The 14390-nt window shown below is 37.6% G+C and carries 13 protein-coding genes; 6 read left to right on the plus strand and 7 right to left on the minus strand.

All coding sequences use genetic code 11. The features are described from left to right. Positions 1 to 220 precede the first annotated feature (220 nt). Positions 221 to 625, minus strand: a complete 405-nt coding sequence (locus tag HC000_RS18495; protein ID WP_257025408.1) for a hypothetical protein — start codon at positions 623 to 625, stop codon at positions 221 to 223. Here HC000_RS18495 and HC000_RS02585 point away from each other — a divergent pair. Then, on the plus strand, positions 582 to 2702 hold the full coding sequence (locus HC000_RS02585) for a bifunctional diguanylate cyclase/phosphodiesterase (protein ID WP_257025409.1): 2121 nt from the start codon (positions 582 to 584) through the stop codon (positions 2700 to 2702). The two genes, HC000_RS18495 and HC000_RS02585, sit on opposite strands and share 44 nt — an antisense overlap. 72 nt (positions 2703 to 2774) lie before the next feature. On the opposite strand, the gene rluF is transcribed toward HC000_RS02585, so the two are convergent. From rluF to HC000_RS02600, 3 genes are all read right to left on the minus strand, one after another. Then, a complete protein-coding gene (gene rluF, locus HC000_RS02590) occupies positions 2775 to 3758 on the minus strand; it encodes a 23S rRNA pseudouridine(2604) synthase RluF (RefSeq protein WP_179806892.1) in 984 nt (327 codons plus the stop codon). Positions 3759 to 3843: 85 nt separating this feature from the next. Next, positions 3844 to 4938, minus strand: coding sequence for a DUF418 domain-containing protein (locus tag HC000_RS02595; protein ID WP_179806893.1), 1095 nt, complete (start codon positions 4936 to 4938; stop codon positions 3844 to 3846). 11 nt (positions 4939 to 4949) lie between these two features. After that, complete coding sequence (locus HC000_RS02600; RefSeq protein WP_179806894.1) at positions 4950 to 6164, minus strand: HDOD domain-containing protein; 1215 nt, start codon at positions 6162 to 6164, stop codon at positions 4950 to 4952. 224 nt (positions 6165 to 6388) lie between these two features. On the opposite strand from HC000_RS02600, the gene HC000_RS02605 reads away from it, so the two are divergent. After that, positions 6389 to 7309 carry a hypothetical protein gene (locus tag HC000_RS02605; RefSeq protein WP_058375028.1) on the plus strand — a complete coding sequence of 307 codons (921 nt, stop codon included), beginning with the start codon at positions 6389 to 6391 and terminating at the stop codon, positions 7307 to 7309. A 79-nt stretch (positions 7310 to 7388) separates the two neighbouring features. On the opposite strand, the gene HC000_RS02610 is transcribed toward HC000_RS02605, so the two are convergent. The 3 genes from HC000_RS02610 to HC000_RS02620 form a co-directional block, all read right to left on the minus strand. Beyond that, on the minus strand, positions 7389 to 7817 hold the full coding sequence (locus tag HC000_RS02610; RefSeq protein ID WP_011330057.1) for a hypothetical protein: 429 nt from the start codon (positions 7815 to 7817) through the stop codon (positions 7389 to 7391). Between the two features lie 299 nt (positions 7818 to 8116). Further along, positions 8117 to 8431 (minus strand): hypothetical protein, encoded by a 315-nt coding sequence (locus HC000_RS02615; protein WP_257025410.1) that lies wholly within the window; start codon positions 8429 to 8431, stop codon positions 8117 to 8119. Positions 8432 to 8713: 282 nt separating this feature from the next. Further along, a complete protein-coding gene (locus HC000_RS02620) occupies positions 8714 to 9142 on the minus strand; it encodes an Lrp/AsnC family transcriptional regulator (RefSeq protein ID WP_011330054.1) in 429 nt (142 codons plus the stop codon). Between the two features lie 191 nt (positions 9143 to 9333). On the opposite strand from HC000_RS02620, the gene HC000_RS02625 reads away from it, so the two are divergent. Genes HC000_RS02625 through HC000_RS02640 form a run of 4 tightly spaced genes read left to right on the plus strand, consistent with a single transcriptional unit; the run spans position 9334 to position 13949 of the window. Further along, positions 9334 to 10539 (plus strand): aspartate aminotransferase family protein, encoded by a 1206-nt coding sequence (locus HC000_RS02625; RefSeq protein ID WP_011330053.1) that lies wholly within the window; start codon positions 9334 to 9336, stop codon positions 10537 to 10539. Between the two features lie 49 nt (positions 10540 to 10588). Continuing rightward, positions 10589 to 11623 carry an arginine N-succinyltransferase gene (gene astA, locus HC000_RS02630; RefSeq protein ID WP_011330052.1) on the plus strand — a complete coding sequence of 345 codons (1035 nt, stop codon included), beginning with the start codon at positions 10589 to 10591 and terminating at the stop codon, positions 11621 to 11623. Between the two features lie 6 nt (positions 11624 to 11629). Further along, positions 11630 to 13096, plus strand: a complete 1467-nt coding sequence (gene astD, locus HC000_RS02635) for a succinylglutamate-semialdehyde dehydrogenase (RefSeq protein WP_179806895.1) — start codon at positions 11630 to 11632, stop codon at positions 13094 to 13096. 49 nt (positions 13097 to 13145) lie between these two features. Then, positions 13146 to 13949, plus strand: a complete 804-nt coding sequence (locus tag HC000_RS02640) for a DUF1338 domain-containing protein (protein WP_179806896.1) — start codon at positions 13146 to 13148, stop codon at positions 13947 to 13949. Positions 13950 to 14390: the final 441 nt, after the last annotated feature.

Consider the following 14390-nt stretch of genomic DNA (forward strand, 5'->3'; position numbering starts at 1 on the left):
ATAAACTGCCTACCCCTAGTAATAAAGTACCATTATGATTATACCGCTCAAATAACGTCGTTTTTCTTATATTTTATATACATACAAACATTTTAAATATCTGGTATTTTGTTTTAATAATGCTAATGTAACCTAGAGGTTAATCATTTTAAGGACTTGAGAAAATAATGAGACTATCCCTAACTCAATCAGCAGCAAGTATATTGTATTTAGGTTTTATTCAATTTTTTCTTGTTGTTTCTTTTTTGGGTGCCTTAGAAAGTATTGTTGTTACGCAAAGCTTAATGCCGGTTATTTCTCTGCAACTTTCTTTGACTGCGTTAGGGTTAGCTATTTTATTAGCTTTTTTACCTAAGGTTTTACCTACAAAAAAAATTAAATACCTCATACCTATATTACTCATTATCGGCGCTATATTGTTTGTTAACTTTGAGCTAAGTTTGTGGCGACACAATAGTTGTAGCTGGTTTTGCAATAGCCATAACCCTTTTATCTCATCTTTTAGTGCTGTAATGGTATTTGTGTTTTTTTTAGCTTTAATTATAAAAATCAAAAATCCTATCACTACCGTTAAAGGTTCAATGACCGCTAAAGTAATTACGTTTTTTGCTATTTTTATTGGCATAACACTTTGGCATGTTACCGCGGTTAAAACGGTAACTAGCGTAGCTGCAGATGCACAAAATAAAATTAAGTTTGTTGAAACTATACTCAATAAAAACCTTGAAAGTCATATCACATCACTTACTCGCATAAAAACACGCTTAGAAGCAGTGAATGCCGACGATTTTAGAAAAATGGCTAATATAGACTTAAAAATTTATACCCAAGATTTTGAAATTATTAGCAGTATGCTTCTTCTCGATGAAAATTTGAATTACATAAGCGGTACAACGTATTCTAAGCAATTTGATAATGACGGATTAATTGCAACCAGTCCTATTACTAACTGGTTAAAAGCCGCTAAAAATGAAGTTAGATTTGCGGCTAACTCTGCAACATTAGACACAGATACGCCCATAATTATGTTCTCAATTCCAATAACGGCAAGCAATGGTAGAAAATACCAAGTGCTGGCCCTGTTAAATTTAAACTTGTTAATTGAAAGCAGATACATAGATTATCTCAGCTCATTTGATACTTTTATTGAGTTAACACCTAAAATTTATTTCGCAATCGACAAAAACCAAAAAAATGTTCAAGATTTAAATAGCTTATTAAGCCGTTATAGTAAGCACTATATAGTTAACGAAATTGTTGTAAGAGGATTAATTAAGCACAACGTTTATAGCTTTATTAAAGACTATTCAAAACTTAGGGAAGCTGCACAAATTGAGCAAATGATAATATGGCTTACTTTTGCGTTTATTTATATTTTGATATTAGCCAATGATTCTACTTTTTTGCTGAGGCAACAGTCTGTTGTGTTACATAAAATGGCTAAATACGACGAGTTAACCGGCCTGCTACGCCGTGATGCATTAAATGCAGAAATAGAGGCTAAGCAAGTTAACTGTGTAGATGTTAATTGCGCGATGGTGTTTTTTAATTTAGATGGCTTTAGCGCAGTAAACAATAGTTTGGGCCATAAATTAGGTGACATGGTTTTGCAATTAGTCGCTAAAAGGCTTAAGAAAAATGCTGTTGGGGCGGGCGCCATAGCGCGTTTTGGCAATGATGAGTTTGTATTGCATTACTGTAATATATCTAAGCAGCAATTATCGCAGGAAATTACACTTATAATAAAATCGCTAGCCGATATATATAACTTAGGTGAGGTTGATATCCACCTTACAGTGAGTGTTGGCATAGCTATGTCTGATGGAGAGGTTATTAGCCCTACATTACTACTGCAACAAGCTGATATAGCAATGGATAACGCTAAAGCTTTAGGCGGCAATCAATTTTGTTTTTACCATAAGCTTATGGATGAGAGCCATAATTTTATGGTTACAATTAGAAGTGGGCTACAAAAAGCGATTAAAAATGGGGAATTAGAGGTTTATTATCAACCCATTTATAACTTAACTACTCAGTGTATTGTTGCTGTAGAAGCTTTAGTTCGCTGGAAAAATAATGGCAGTTATATCTCTCCTGCTGTTTTTATTCCTATTGCTGAACAAACAGGGCAAATATTACAAGTGGGCGAACAAGTGCTTACTCAAGTACTAAACGATATGAGTAGCATAGCTGAATTACAAAACATTTGTGTTGCAGTTAACTTTTCACCCCAACAAATACAACAGCGAAACTTTACCGAAAAGCTTTATAAGTTAACGTCTGAAAAAAACATACAACCTAAGTTACTCACCATCGAAGTGACTGAAATGATTATGTCAGAAAAAGGCGCTATTGAAGAAGTGCTTAAAGCGTTAATGAATAAAGGCTTTAATGTTGCAATTGATGACTTTGGAACGGGTTACTCTAGTTTGTCTTATTTATCGCGTCAGCCGGCAAATATAATAAAAATAGATCGTGAATTTACCATTGGCGCCGAATTAGCTGGGCAAAAAAGAGCATTGCTAGAAGGCATTATTAATATTTGTACACAGTTAAATAAAACAGTGGTCGTAGAAGGTGTAGAAAGCCCTGAGCTGATCGGTTATTTATCTAAGTTCAATAATATTCGAATACAAGGCTTTTATTACTGTAAACCTATGCCTTTGGATAAACTTATAGAATATATACATAGCAACAAATAGCGATTTTGATAATAAACCACCAAAATCGCAGGTTAGTTAAGTTGCTGTACTGTACCTAACTGTAATATCACTTTATTTTTTAAGGCTCAATATTCTTTTTGAGTCGGATGATTTATTTGCTTTAATACTTTTAGGTTTGCCAACATAAGTAGTTGAGCGCTTTTGATAAGGCGTTTTACTACGCTCTTTTTTACGTTCTTCGGTGCGCTCACCTTGATTAAAACGTTTAGGGTTTTCGCCCTGAAAATCACGTTTTTTGTCACTTGTTTTTTGCGGCTTAGCTACTGCTGGCGGGCTTTGTTGCTGTAAAGCGTTTGCCTCATCGTATACTGAATGCTCTTGGGTTTTTCCTGAGTCAGAAATAGAGTTATTTATAATCGCCATTTCTTGTTCAGTTAAATGGCGCCATTGCCCTACTTTTAAACCTTTAAGCGTCACATTCATAATACGTACGCGCTTGAGTGTGACCACTTCGTAGCCTAAATATTCACACATTCTACGTATTTGACGATTTAACCCTTGGGTTAGAATAATAGTAAACTGCTGCGCCCCGGTTTGGGTTACTTTACATTTTTTAGTAATGGTATCTAGTATGGGTACACCATTACCCATTTTAGTTACAAACTGACGATTTATTGGTTTATCTACAGTAACTACATATTCTTTTTCGTGATTATTGCCAGCACGCAAAATTTTATTAACAATGTCACCTTCGTTAGTTAAAAATATTAGCCCTTCAGATGGGCGATCTAAGCGCCCTATTGGAAAAATCCTATCGGGGTAATTAACGGCTTTAACAATATTACTTTGAATTTTTCGCTCTGTAGTACAGGTAATACCAACGGGTTTGTTATAGGCAATATAAACGCGTTTAGGGATTGCTTTAAGTGTTTTGCCATCTACCAATACAACATCAGTAGATGAAACTTTTACGCCCATTTCCGGGCGAATACCATTAACAGTAACACGACCGTCTTCAATATATTTATCAGCCTCGCGTCGCGAACAAAAGCCAGTATCGCTAATAAATTTATTTAATCGTTTTAAGTCTGTCATGGAAGCAATTCACCTTAATTTTAAAGGCTGCTAGTTTAAACCACCCACAATAATTTTTCGCCCTTAATTTAACCTTTGTAGCCGTTTAAGCAGTGATTTTTGCGTAGGTTAATTTTCGCCATATGTATTCTAAAGGGCCTTGTTGAAAATAGCGGCTATAAATGGCAGTAATAATAAGCTGAATAACGATTAGTAAGGTAGCAACTAAACAATAGTCAATACGATTAAAACTGAGCGCCCACTGCTTAAAAAACACTTTAAACAACACAAGTTGCATTAACGTTTGGCTTATATATAAACTAAATGCTAAACGCCCTACTTGTTGAATTAATTTTCCTGTGTTGGCATTGTTACTACACAACTTAACTGCAATGTGAATATAAATAATCGCCATACATAATGCTGCCACACTGTTAATTAATTCTTGCAGCGCATAAAATACACCACTGCTATATTGCTCTGTAGTTAGCCGTAAACTGGTAAATAGTAGCGCACTACTAATTACTAAAATGAGTTGCTTTGCCGATAAGCCGCTAGCAAACACCTGTTGCTTATACAGATATATACCTAATAACATTAGCGCTGTCGTTACCCACATGGTAAGTATAGGCACCATAAACACCATTAAGGCGTTCATAGTTATGTTAGATAACAAGTGATCGCCATATGATTGAAAGTATTGGCTATACAAAGCATTAAACTCTGGCGAGTCACGGTATATTAATGTCTCTGGTACGCTATACATAACTAAAGCGGTTGCCAAACCCGAGAGTAAAATAAACCCATAAGCGTGCTTTAAAAGTTGCTCATTGGTACTGCTTAAGTACCTTATAGCAAGCAACCCCGACACCCCATACAAAAATAGAATATCGCCGGCCCAAAGTAAAAAACCATGCAATAAACCAAAAACTAGTAACCAATATAGGCGGCTTTTAAGTGGTAAAACCAAGTTATAGCGTTGCCATTGTATGTATAAACCCGCCCCAAACAGTATGCTAAATATGCTCCTAAAACGCCCCTCTATAAATATTAGGTTTAATGTTTGAATCAGGCTATCACTGCTTGGTGGGGTTGTTAGGGGCGTATAACCGAGTTCAAATACTCCAAAGGTGTATATATTCATAAACACCAAGCCAAGTACGGCAATACCACGAATGAAGTCTAAATTATAATTACGCATTACCTATTCCATTACGTGGTATTTTTATAGCTATCGGCCCAGTTTACCGCTTGCTTATAAATGTTAGGTAGTAATTTGCTATCTATATTTATTAATAAAACGGCTTGCTCTAATGTCCACCAGCTTCCTGATTCATATGCTTTTACGGTTTCAAGAATATAATGCAAGGTGTTTTTTTCGCCTTGTAATGCTGCTTTAATGTCATCTGGAAATGGTAGTTTATTAACTAATAAACTCATAGGTTGATCTAATATGGCATCGAGTAACGAAAATAGCCCGGTTAAAAAAGCTTCACCTTTTTGCTGTTTACTTATTTGCGCGGCAATTAGTTCGCAAAAGCGAGCACGAACTACGCATATTTGCATTAACTCGGCAGGCTTAGACTTAGCGGTATGAGCGGTCACAATCAAACTTACAAACTTTTTTAACCGTTCCTGACCTAAGTATACTAATGCTTGTTTAAGGGAAGATATTTGGCTTTTAATAGGAAACACACCACTATTAATTAAGCGTAATAGTTTGTATGCCAGCGCAGCATCAAGCTCAAATAAACCAGAAATTACGCTTATATCTGGATTGGGTTTCATAACTTCTGCATAAATTGCAATTACTAGCGCGTAATTATAGTCAATATCGTTTTGTTTAAGCATGGTTGGCTTTGCAAAATAATAACCTTGAAAGTAATCAAAGCCCATTTTATAGGCAAGTTCAAACTCCTCAGGCGTTTCTATTTTTTCGGCAAGTATTTTTATTCTTTTATGTTTTTTTAGTTTTTTAACAACCTGGGCAATTTCCGGTAATGGGGTTTGACGTATATCAAACTTAATCAGATTTACCAGCTTTAAAAATCGCTCCCACTGTGGGGTGTACACAAAATCATCTAACGCTAGTTTATAATTACTATGAAATAAATCACGGCATAACTCATAATTATCGTCTGTGGGCTCTATGGTTTCGAGTAACTCAATCACCACATCTTTACAGGGTAAAAATGCACATAAATCGAGCTTTAACGACTCTGGGCCTATATTAATCAGCGCTTTTTTACCTGACGTTATATGGCGGGTTCCTAAGTTAAGCTGATTTTCCATGATCAGCCTTGCCGTTGCTTGGCCATCAGATATTTCTGGAAAATAGTTTTTATCACTATCACGAAATAATAGCTCATAAGCAACCACATTCTGGCGACGATTTAATATTGCTTGCCTTGCAACAAATACAGACACATTACCTACTTCTTAGTTTTTATATGATACTTAGCTATTAATAGCCTAATCAGCAATAATTGTCACTTTTCTTCGACAAAATCATGTTATTTAAACCGTTTAGTTTAAAATACATGCAATTTTAAGCAACCGTTAATAAACGCTACAAGATAAGTCTTTAGTTCTCTTCTACCATCAGCGATAATAACGATATATTAATTAACATTCTGAAATATATTAATTTGATGTTGAAAAAAAGCATTCTACTTTCTATTGCTGCTCTGTTTATTTTTAGTGCCATATATATAGGCTCTGCTATTTATACCTTGTATAGCAAAAAAATGATTTCTGTTGACCCTAGGCTCAAAGAAGTATCTGGTATTGAGTATGATAAGCATAAACGCTTATGGGCTATTAACGATAGCGGCGACGAGCCTAAACTTTACCGACTCAATGATGATGGCTCAATTGCTAAAGAAATATTAGTGACTAACGCTAAAAATATAGATTGGGAAGATATGACCCAAAATAAATTTGGTCACTTTTTTTTAGGTGATTTTGGTAATAACACCAATGAGCGCCGCTGGCTTACTATTTATAAAATAGAAAACCCCATTGATATTAAAACCGATACCACCGAAGCTGAAATAATTAAGTTTACCTACCCCGAGTTAGACGGTACACCGGTTGCTCCAGATAACCGCAATTATGACTTAGAGGCGTTTGTAGCATTAGGTAGGCACTTATATTTATTTACTAAAAATCGTACTGAACCCTTTGATGGCATTACAAATGTATATAAAGTGGGTGATCATGCGGCTAATTTTAACGCAGAACTAATCGACTCATTTAAAACCTGCACCACCATGGAAAAGCTCTGCTGGATAACCTCTGCTGCACTGAGCCCTGATCGGAAAAAACTAGTGTTATTAGACTCAACTAGCCTTTGGTTATTTGAGAACTTTAAAGGGGATAAGTTTTTCTCGGGTGACGTGTCGCGAATAGACCTAGGCATTGTTACCCAAAAAGAAGCGGTTACTTTTTACGACGACAACACCATAGTATTTACCGATGAAGAATTTAAAGGTATCGGCGGTAATGCCTATGTTATAAAACTCGACGAAGCCAAAAAGCAAATCATTAGAAAAGCCCCTTTAAAACCATAATAACTAATGGTGCTTAATGTATTACTTTAAAGTGCTGAGCTTAGGTAGCTCAGCAAAATAAATATCAATAAAAAAGGCTCTAGCCTTCTTCTTCTACCAGCGACTCTAGAAGGTCATGTATTTCTGCTTTAAGCTCTTTATCCGAAATTTTATTAGCGCTGATTTTAGCATCTTGAAGGTTTTTAATTGCAGCCTCTTTTTGGCCTAATTCTAGCTGCAAAGTTGCCATAGAGAATGCAACCGACGACATATGATCTTTAGAGTTAATGGCTATCGATTTTTTTAAGGCTTTTTCGTAGCCTTCAATTGCTTCTTCTAACTCTTCGGTAAAATCAGCCAGCGTTTCCCATTGTACGGGGTGATCTTTGCTGGTGTTTTCGTTTTCAATACAAATTGCTTTAAGCTGCGCGTAAAGTGACTCGAATTTTTTTGTATCGTTTTTATTTGCAGCCGCCATTAGCTCTTCAGCTAAGTCGTGTACTGCTTTATATACTTTGGTGTTCATCATTGCTAATTACCTTTTGCTACCACTAAATAGTGGGTAAATTAATCATTCTCTCTTTAATAAACTTATTTTAGCAAATTAAGAAATATAAGCTGCAATGAAGTGCACTTTATCAAGATTAATACCAATACCATTGATTAAGAGAGCTATTTAAATGACGAGAAAGCCACTAAATTATTAGTGACAAGTTTAACGCATTTACCCGAGCAAAAGATAAGTAATTAAAATATTACGAACTTACGCAGTCAATAAACTTTTCTGCGACTAAGCTAACCGGTGTTTTTTTATCGTAAAATGCTGCGTTATGCGCCGTTAAAAACTGTTGCGCATTTTGCTTTTGATTGATGAAACTTGAGTTTGCAAGAGTCAACCGTTTTCCCTAAAACCTGCTGATAAACTGCATCATCGCACATTGAAAGTGCAAATTGTGAAGCTCCAGCAATAATTTCATCTATGCTCACTGAGTCTGGGGCCGAATCTGAGCCTAGTTTATAAAATAAATCGCTATACTCTTTAACTTCAATAGTTTTGTTCGCATTAAAAATGGCGGCATGAACACTAAGGTAATAGCCACTCGTTATTATTAATAAAACAATGATGGTTATAATAACTTTCACAATTTGTCCTTATTATGTCAGCAGATTGCTGATTCCTTGGCAGTGCGGCTAATGAAATAAACTACCCAATGTACTGTAAATTGATTGCTATTAATTGAATTAAAAGGGAGAGTAAAATTCAACTTTCCTAAGTTTATTTAAACAGTCCTTGTTTACAAAGTACAAGCTAATAGTATCCACTTTCATGACATTAGAGCTTGTACTCTATGCAATAACTTTATTATAAATTGCTTGCTATATCAATGCGTAATCGCTACCTGTTTACATTTTTATACAACAAACCTAACGTTTAAATTTGGTTTCTAAAATAACAGATGAAGTAGTGCGTTCTACACCATCTAAGTTGCCAATATCATCGAGTAAGTGGCTAAGTTGTTCTAAGTTTTGTGCTTGCACAACTGCAATTAAGTCAAACTCGCCACTAATAGCATAAAGCTGCGATATAGCATTAATTTGCTTTAGCTCTAAATTGGTTTTTGTCGTCAGTTTTTGCCTTACTTTAATAGACACATGAGCGGCTACCATACTATTTAAAAAGTCATCGCCGTAATCAACGCTATAACCTTTAATTACGCCACTTTCCTCTAGCTTTAACATGCGGCTTTGTACAGTTGAGCGTGATAAATTAAGGTGCCTAGCTAAATCTGAAATACTCGCTCTGGCATTGGTTTTTAAAATAGATAATAGCTTTTCGTCTTGTGGAGTTATCATAATGCACAAACCCTTCGTTAATTTGACTTTTATTCTAATCATTTTTCACAAAATAGCACTGCAAATTTCATTCACAACCTTCGATAATGACACTTATAACAAAAAACACAGTGTTTACTGAAGAATACAGGCTAAGTTCTTCTTTGTTTTAGCAACACTTTTTTAAGTAGCCACATAATTTAGGTGTAAAAATGCAAGTAACTAGAGACTTATTTAACGATGTAATGGTGCCAAACTACAATCCTTCAGCAGTTATTCCGGTACGCGGCGTAGGTTCGCGTGTATGGGATCAAGATAATAACGAGTTTATTGATTTTGCCGGTGGTATTGCGGTTAACTGTTTAGGACATTGTCATCCGGCTTTAGTTAATGCACTAAAAGAGCAAGGTGAAAAAATTTGGCATTTATCAAACGTAATGACTAATGAGCCTGCTTTGCGTTTAGCTAAAAAAATGGTTGATGCTACATTTGCTGAAAAAGTGTACTTTGCCAACTCGGGTGCCGAAGCTAACGAAGCAGCGCTAAAATTAGCGCGTCGTTTTGCCCTAGACGTACACGGTGCTGAAAAAACGCAAATTATTGCTTTTAATAAAGGCTTCCACGGTCGTACCTTTTTTACCGTAACGGTTGGTGGTCAAGCAGCTTATTCAGATGGTTTTGGCCCTAAGCCTGCCGATATTGTGCATTGCGATTTTAACGACATTAGCGCATTTGAAGCCCTTATTAGCGATAAAACCTGTGCGGTAATGATGGAGCCACTACAAGGTGAAGGCGGTATTATTTCACCCACTGACGATTTTGCACACAAAGTACGCGAGCTATGTACTAAGCACAACGCGCTGCTTATTTTTGATGAAGTGCAAACGGGTGTTGGCCGTACTGGCGATTTATACGCGTATCAGGGCTTAAACGTAGTACCTGATATTTTAACTACAGCAAAAGCGTTAGGTGGAGGCTTTCCTATCGGTGCCATGATCACCACCACGGCAATAGCAGCGCATTTAAAAGTTGGCACACATGGCTCTACATACGGTGGAAATCCATTAGCCTGCGCCGTAGCCGAAGCCGCTTTTGATACAGTAAATACCCCAAAAGTACTTAGCGGCGTAAAAGAGCGCGAACAGCTGTTTCGTGATGGCCTAAATGCGATTAACGAAAAATATAATGTATTTAGTGAAATTCGCGGTAAAGGTTTATTAATTGGTGCTGCACTAAACGACAAGTTTGCTGGGCGTGCACGCGACTTTTTAATAGCCAGTGCTAACAATGGTTTAATGAACTTAGTAGCCGGTGCGGATGTTATTCGTTTTACTCCGTCTTTAGTTATTCCGTTAGAAGATATTAAAGAAGGCCTAGAGCGCTTTGATAAAGCCGTAAGCGATGTAGTTAACGGTTAATAATAGTAAACCAGCACGCCTTTGGGCGTGCTATTGGAGCAAGTAATTAATGCAAGTATTACGTCCTATTACAGCCAACGACTTTGATGCGCTTAAGCAAATAGCAATAGAGTCTGGGCATGGGTTTACCTCTTTGCCCGTAGATGACACCCAGCTAAAAGAAAAAATTGACCGCGCTGAAAAAAGCTTTGCTAAAAACATTAATAAACCATTGGACGAGAGCTATTTATTTGTTTTAGAAGACAGTGAAACAGGTAAAGTGATTGGCACAACCGCAATAGAAGCCGCTGTAGGCTTAACTGTGCCGCTATATCATTATCACTTAGGTAAAACAGTGCATCACTCGCCTACATTAAATGTATACAACACTGTTGATATTTTAAGCATGTGTAACGACTACACGGGTTGCTCTGAAATATGCACTTTGTTTTTACGTGAAGACAGCCGTACAGGCTTAACTGGGCGCTTTTTATCGCGCTCGCGCTTTTTGTTTATGGCGCAGCACAGTGAACGCTTTGCCGATACCGTCATTGCCGAAATGCGCGGTGTAAGCGACGAGCACGGCCATTCGCCATTTTGGCAATGGCTACAAGAGCACTTTTTTAGTATTGAGTTTCCACAAGCAGATCATTTAGTCGGTTTAGGCGATAAAGTGTTTATTAGCGAGCTCATGCCTAAGTACCCTATTTACGTAAATTTACTGAGTAAAAAAGCCCAAGCTGTGATCGGTCATGTTCATGAAAAAACCAAACCCGCGCTTAAACTTCTCGAAAAAGAAGGTTTTGAACATCGCGGCTATGTTGACTTATTTGATGCCGGCCCCACTGTAGAAGCCAAGCTAGGTAATATTCGCAGTATTCGCGAGTCTCAAGTGTGCCCTATTACCATAGGTGAACTTGAACATATAACACAAAACAGTTCCGACACGCTCGCTATTTGTAATCATGGTGTGAGTGACTTTAGAGCTACATTTACTAAACACGCGCATTATAATCATGCAAAGCATACGTTAATCATTAGCCAAGCAGTGGCTGATGCACTTAAGTTAAGCCAAGGAGATGCAGCACGATTCTTTCGTCTGTAAATATATATGAATACACAACTTATAAATAACCAATGGCAAGCAGGCCAAGGCCCCGCGTTTGTCTCAATTAATCCAAGCAATGGCGAAACAATTTGGCAAGGTAATGGCGCCAGTGCTGAGCAAGTAAATAGCGCAATAAAAGCCGCAAGAGCAGCGCAGTTACAGTGGGCTGATACCCCGCTTGAGCAGCGCATTACCATACTAGAGAACTTTGCTGCACAACTAAAAGAACACAGCGAAGAGTTTGCCGTCATTATTGCCCAAGAAACCGGGAAGCCTTTATGGGAAACCCGTACTGAAGTAGGCGCAATGACAGGTAAAGTCGCTATTTCGGTAAAAGCATATAATGAGCGTACCGGTACCACAGAAAACCCAATGCCAGGTGCTAAAGCATTTATTAGGCATAAGCCGCACGGTGTAGTGGCTATTTTTGGCCCTTATAACTTCCCTGGGCACTTGCCTAACGGGCATATTGTGCCCGCTATTTTAGCGGGTAACACTGTGGTATTTAAACCCTCAGAGCTTACTCCTCATGTAGCACAATTTACTTTATCGCTGTGGTTAAAGGCGGGCTTACCTGCTGGTGTAATTAACCTAGTACAAGGCGAAATTGAAACAGGTAAGGCATTGGCCGCTCACCAAGATATAGATGGCTTATTTTTTACCGGTAGTTCTAATACGGGTCATTTATTACATAAACAGTTTGCTGGCCACCCGGGTAAAATTTTAGCGCTTGAAATGGGCGGCAATAACCCGCTTATAATTAAAGACGTAAACGATGTTAGCGCCGCAGTACACGACATTATTCAGTCGGGCTTTATTACTTCTGGCCAACGTTGTACCTGTGCACGCCGTGTATTTATTGAAAACTCGAGTAATGGCGATGCCATTCTAGCTAAGCTTATTAGCGCCACTAAAAATATTGTAGTTGATGACAGCTTTGCAACAGAGCAGCCATTTATGGGTGCTATGATCAGCGAAAAAGCAGCATTAGGTATGGTGGCTGCGCAAAATGAACTTGTCGCTAAAGGCGCTGAGATTTTAGTTGAACTTAAGCAATTAAAACCAGGTACTGGTTTTGTCAGCCCAGGTATTATCGATGTGACTAATGTTAATGATATGCCAGATGAAGAGCATTTTGGGCCATTAATTAAAATATATCGCTACAGCGATTTTGACAGCGCCATTAATGAAGCAAATAACACCAGCTTTGGTTTATCTGCCGGCTTACTCGCCGATAGTGAAAACGATTATAACCACTTTTTAAAGCGTATTCGTGCTGGCATTGTTAACTGGAATCGCCCCATTACCGGTGCGTCTAGCGCTGCACCATTTGGTGGCATTGGCGCCAGTGGTAATCACAGAGCAAGCGCCTATTACGCTGCCGATTATTGCGCCTACCCGGTAGCTTCTGTTGAATCAGATAAAGTAACTTTACCGCAAACCCTCGCGCCGGGCTTAATAATTGAATAAATACAACTTAACTAGCGTTAAGCTATATAACAAAATTTAAGGATTTAAAATGCATACTGATGTAAATACATTATTTGATAACCTATGGCAAAACTACTTAAACGTAACGCCATCGGCAGACAAAATTCATGATCTATTAGGTTCAACGCAAAAAGATGACATTATTAACGATCATATTGCTCTGCGTACCTTTAACATTGAAAAAGTGGGCTTAGAAAAGCTGGCAGCACACTTTTTAGCTTTGGGTTATAAAGAATGTGGTGAGTATCACTTTGAAGCTAAAAAACTATACGCAAAGCACTACGAGCACAGTGATTTAACACAGCCAAAAGTATTTATTTCTGAGTTGTTGGTAGATAAATGCTCTGCTGAGTTACAAGCAATTGTAAATGATATGGTGAGTCAAATTGACGAGGACGCAGTGACCGCCGATAACTTTTTATACTCAGGCACGCACTGGCAAGTAAGTACAGACACTTATAAGCAACTTCTTGCCGAGAGCGAATACGCAGCGTGGATGTCGGCATGGGGTTACCGAGCTAATCACTTTACGGTAAATATTAATACCCTTGATAAATTTGATAACATTGAAGATGTTAACCAAGCGCTAAAAGATGCAGGCTTTACACTTAATAGCTCAGGCGGCGAAGTAAAAGGCTCGCCAGAGGTATTACTTGAGCAATCGTCGACCCTTGCTGATGAGTACTCAGTAAGCTTTAGCGATGGTGAAATGAGCATTCCTAGCTGTTTTTATGAGTTTGCTATTCGCTACCCTAAAGCCGATGGCGAGCTTTACACCGGGTTTGTAGCAGCCTCTGCCGATAAAATTTTTGAAAGTACCAATGCGCGCTAACTAGCCTGCATTTAGTCACTCTTTAAAAAGCCCGTAAAGGGCTTTTTTTATGCTTATTTAACCGGAGCTCTGGTAAAGAGGTTTACTAACGTAATGGCGCTTTCGATAAATTTCACTTATCGATAAGATGATTTAAATTAATAACCCAAACTACTGTTTTATATTAACTTAAATTAATTCCACGTTATTTAAAATTAACTATTGCACACATTAAAAACACGTTTTATTATTTCGCCGCTTCTTGATTATAATCAATCCGAGAAGATTAAAGACCTAGTTTGTAGCAAGGCAAATCAGCAACTATACAGCCAAGTTTTACCTGGCTAATTACTAGCAAACTTTCCTCAACTATAGTTACGTTGGCTTGTAACTATATACTTAAACGCAGTTGCTCATTCCAACTGCGTTTTTTTTGCTTTAAGGGAGACAAGCTCTCTGTGG

The organism is Pseudoalteromonas sp. MIP2626 (assembly GCF_013414205.1).
GTDB lineage: Bacteria > Pseudomonadota > Gammaproteobacteria > Enterobacterales > Alteromonadaceae > Pseudoalteromonas > Pseudoalteromonas nigrifaciens.

What these genes read in the sequence shown, in the direction of transcription:
- HC000_RS02610 (WP_011330057.1), bottom strand. Translation starts at nt 7,817, where the DNA reads ATGATGAACACCAAAGTATATAAAGCAGTACACGACTTAGCTGAAGAG.
- astD (WP_179806895.1), top strand. Translation starts at nt 11,630, where the DNA reads ATGAATACACAACTTATAAATAACCAATGGCAAGCAGGCCAAGGCCCC.
- HC000_RS02640 (WP_179806896.1), top strand. Translation starts at nt 13,146, where the DNA reads ATGCATACTGATGTAAATACATTATTTGATAACCTATGGCAAAACTAC.
- HC000_RS02620 (WP_011330054.1), bottom strand. Translation starts at nt 9,142, where the DNA reads ATGATAACTCCACAAGACGAAAAGCTATTATCTATTTTAAAAACCAAT.
- HC000_RS02605 (WP_058375028.1), top strand. Translation starts at nt 6,389, where the DNA reads ATGTTGAAAAAAAGCATTCTACTTTCTATTGCTGCTCTGTTTATTTTT.
- HC000_RS02585 (WP_257025409.1), top strand. Translation starts at nt 582, where the DNA reads ATGACCGCTAAAGTAATTACGTTTTTTGCTATTTTTATTGGCATAACA.
- rluF (WP_179806892.1), bottom strand. Translation starts at nt 3,758, where the DNA reads ATGACAGACTTAAAACGATTAAATAAATTTATTAGCGATACTGGCTTT.
- HC000_RS02595 (WP_179806893.1), bottom strand. Translation starts at nt 4,938, where the DNA reads ATGCGTAATTATAATTTAGACTTCATTCGTGGTATTGCCGTACTTGGC.
- astA (WP_011330052.1), top strand. Translation starts at nt 10,589, where the DNA reads ATGCAAGTATTACGTCCTATTACAGCCAACGACTTTGATGCGCTTAAG.
- HC000_RS02625 (WP_011330053.1), top strand. Translation starts at nt 9,334, where the DNA reads ATGCAAGTAACTAGAGACTTATTTAACGATGTAATGGTGCCAAACTAC.
- HC000_RS18495 (WP_257025408.1), bottom strand. Translation starts at nt 625, where the DNA reads ATGCCAATAAAAATAGCAAAAAACGTAATTACTTTAGCGGTCATTGAA.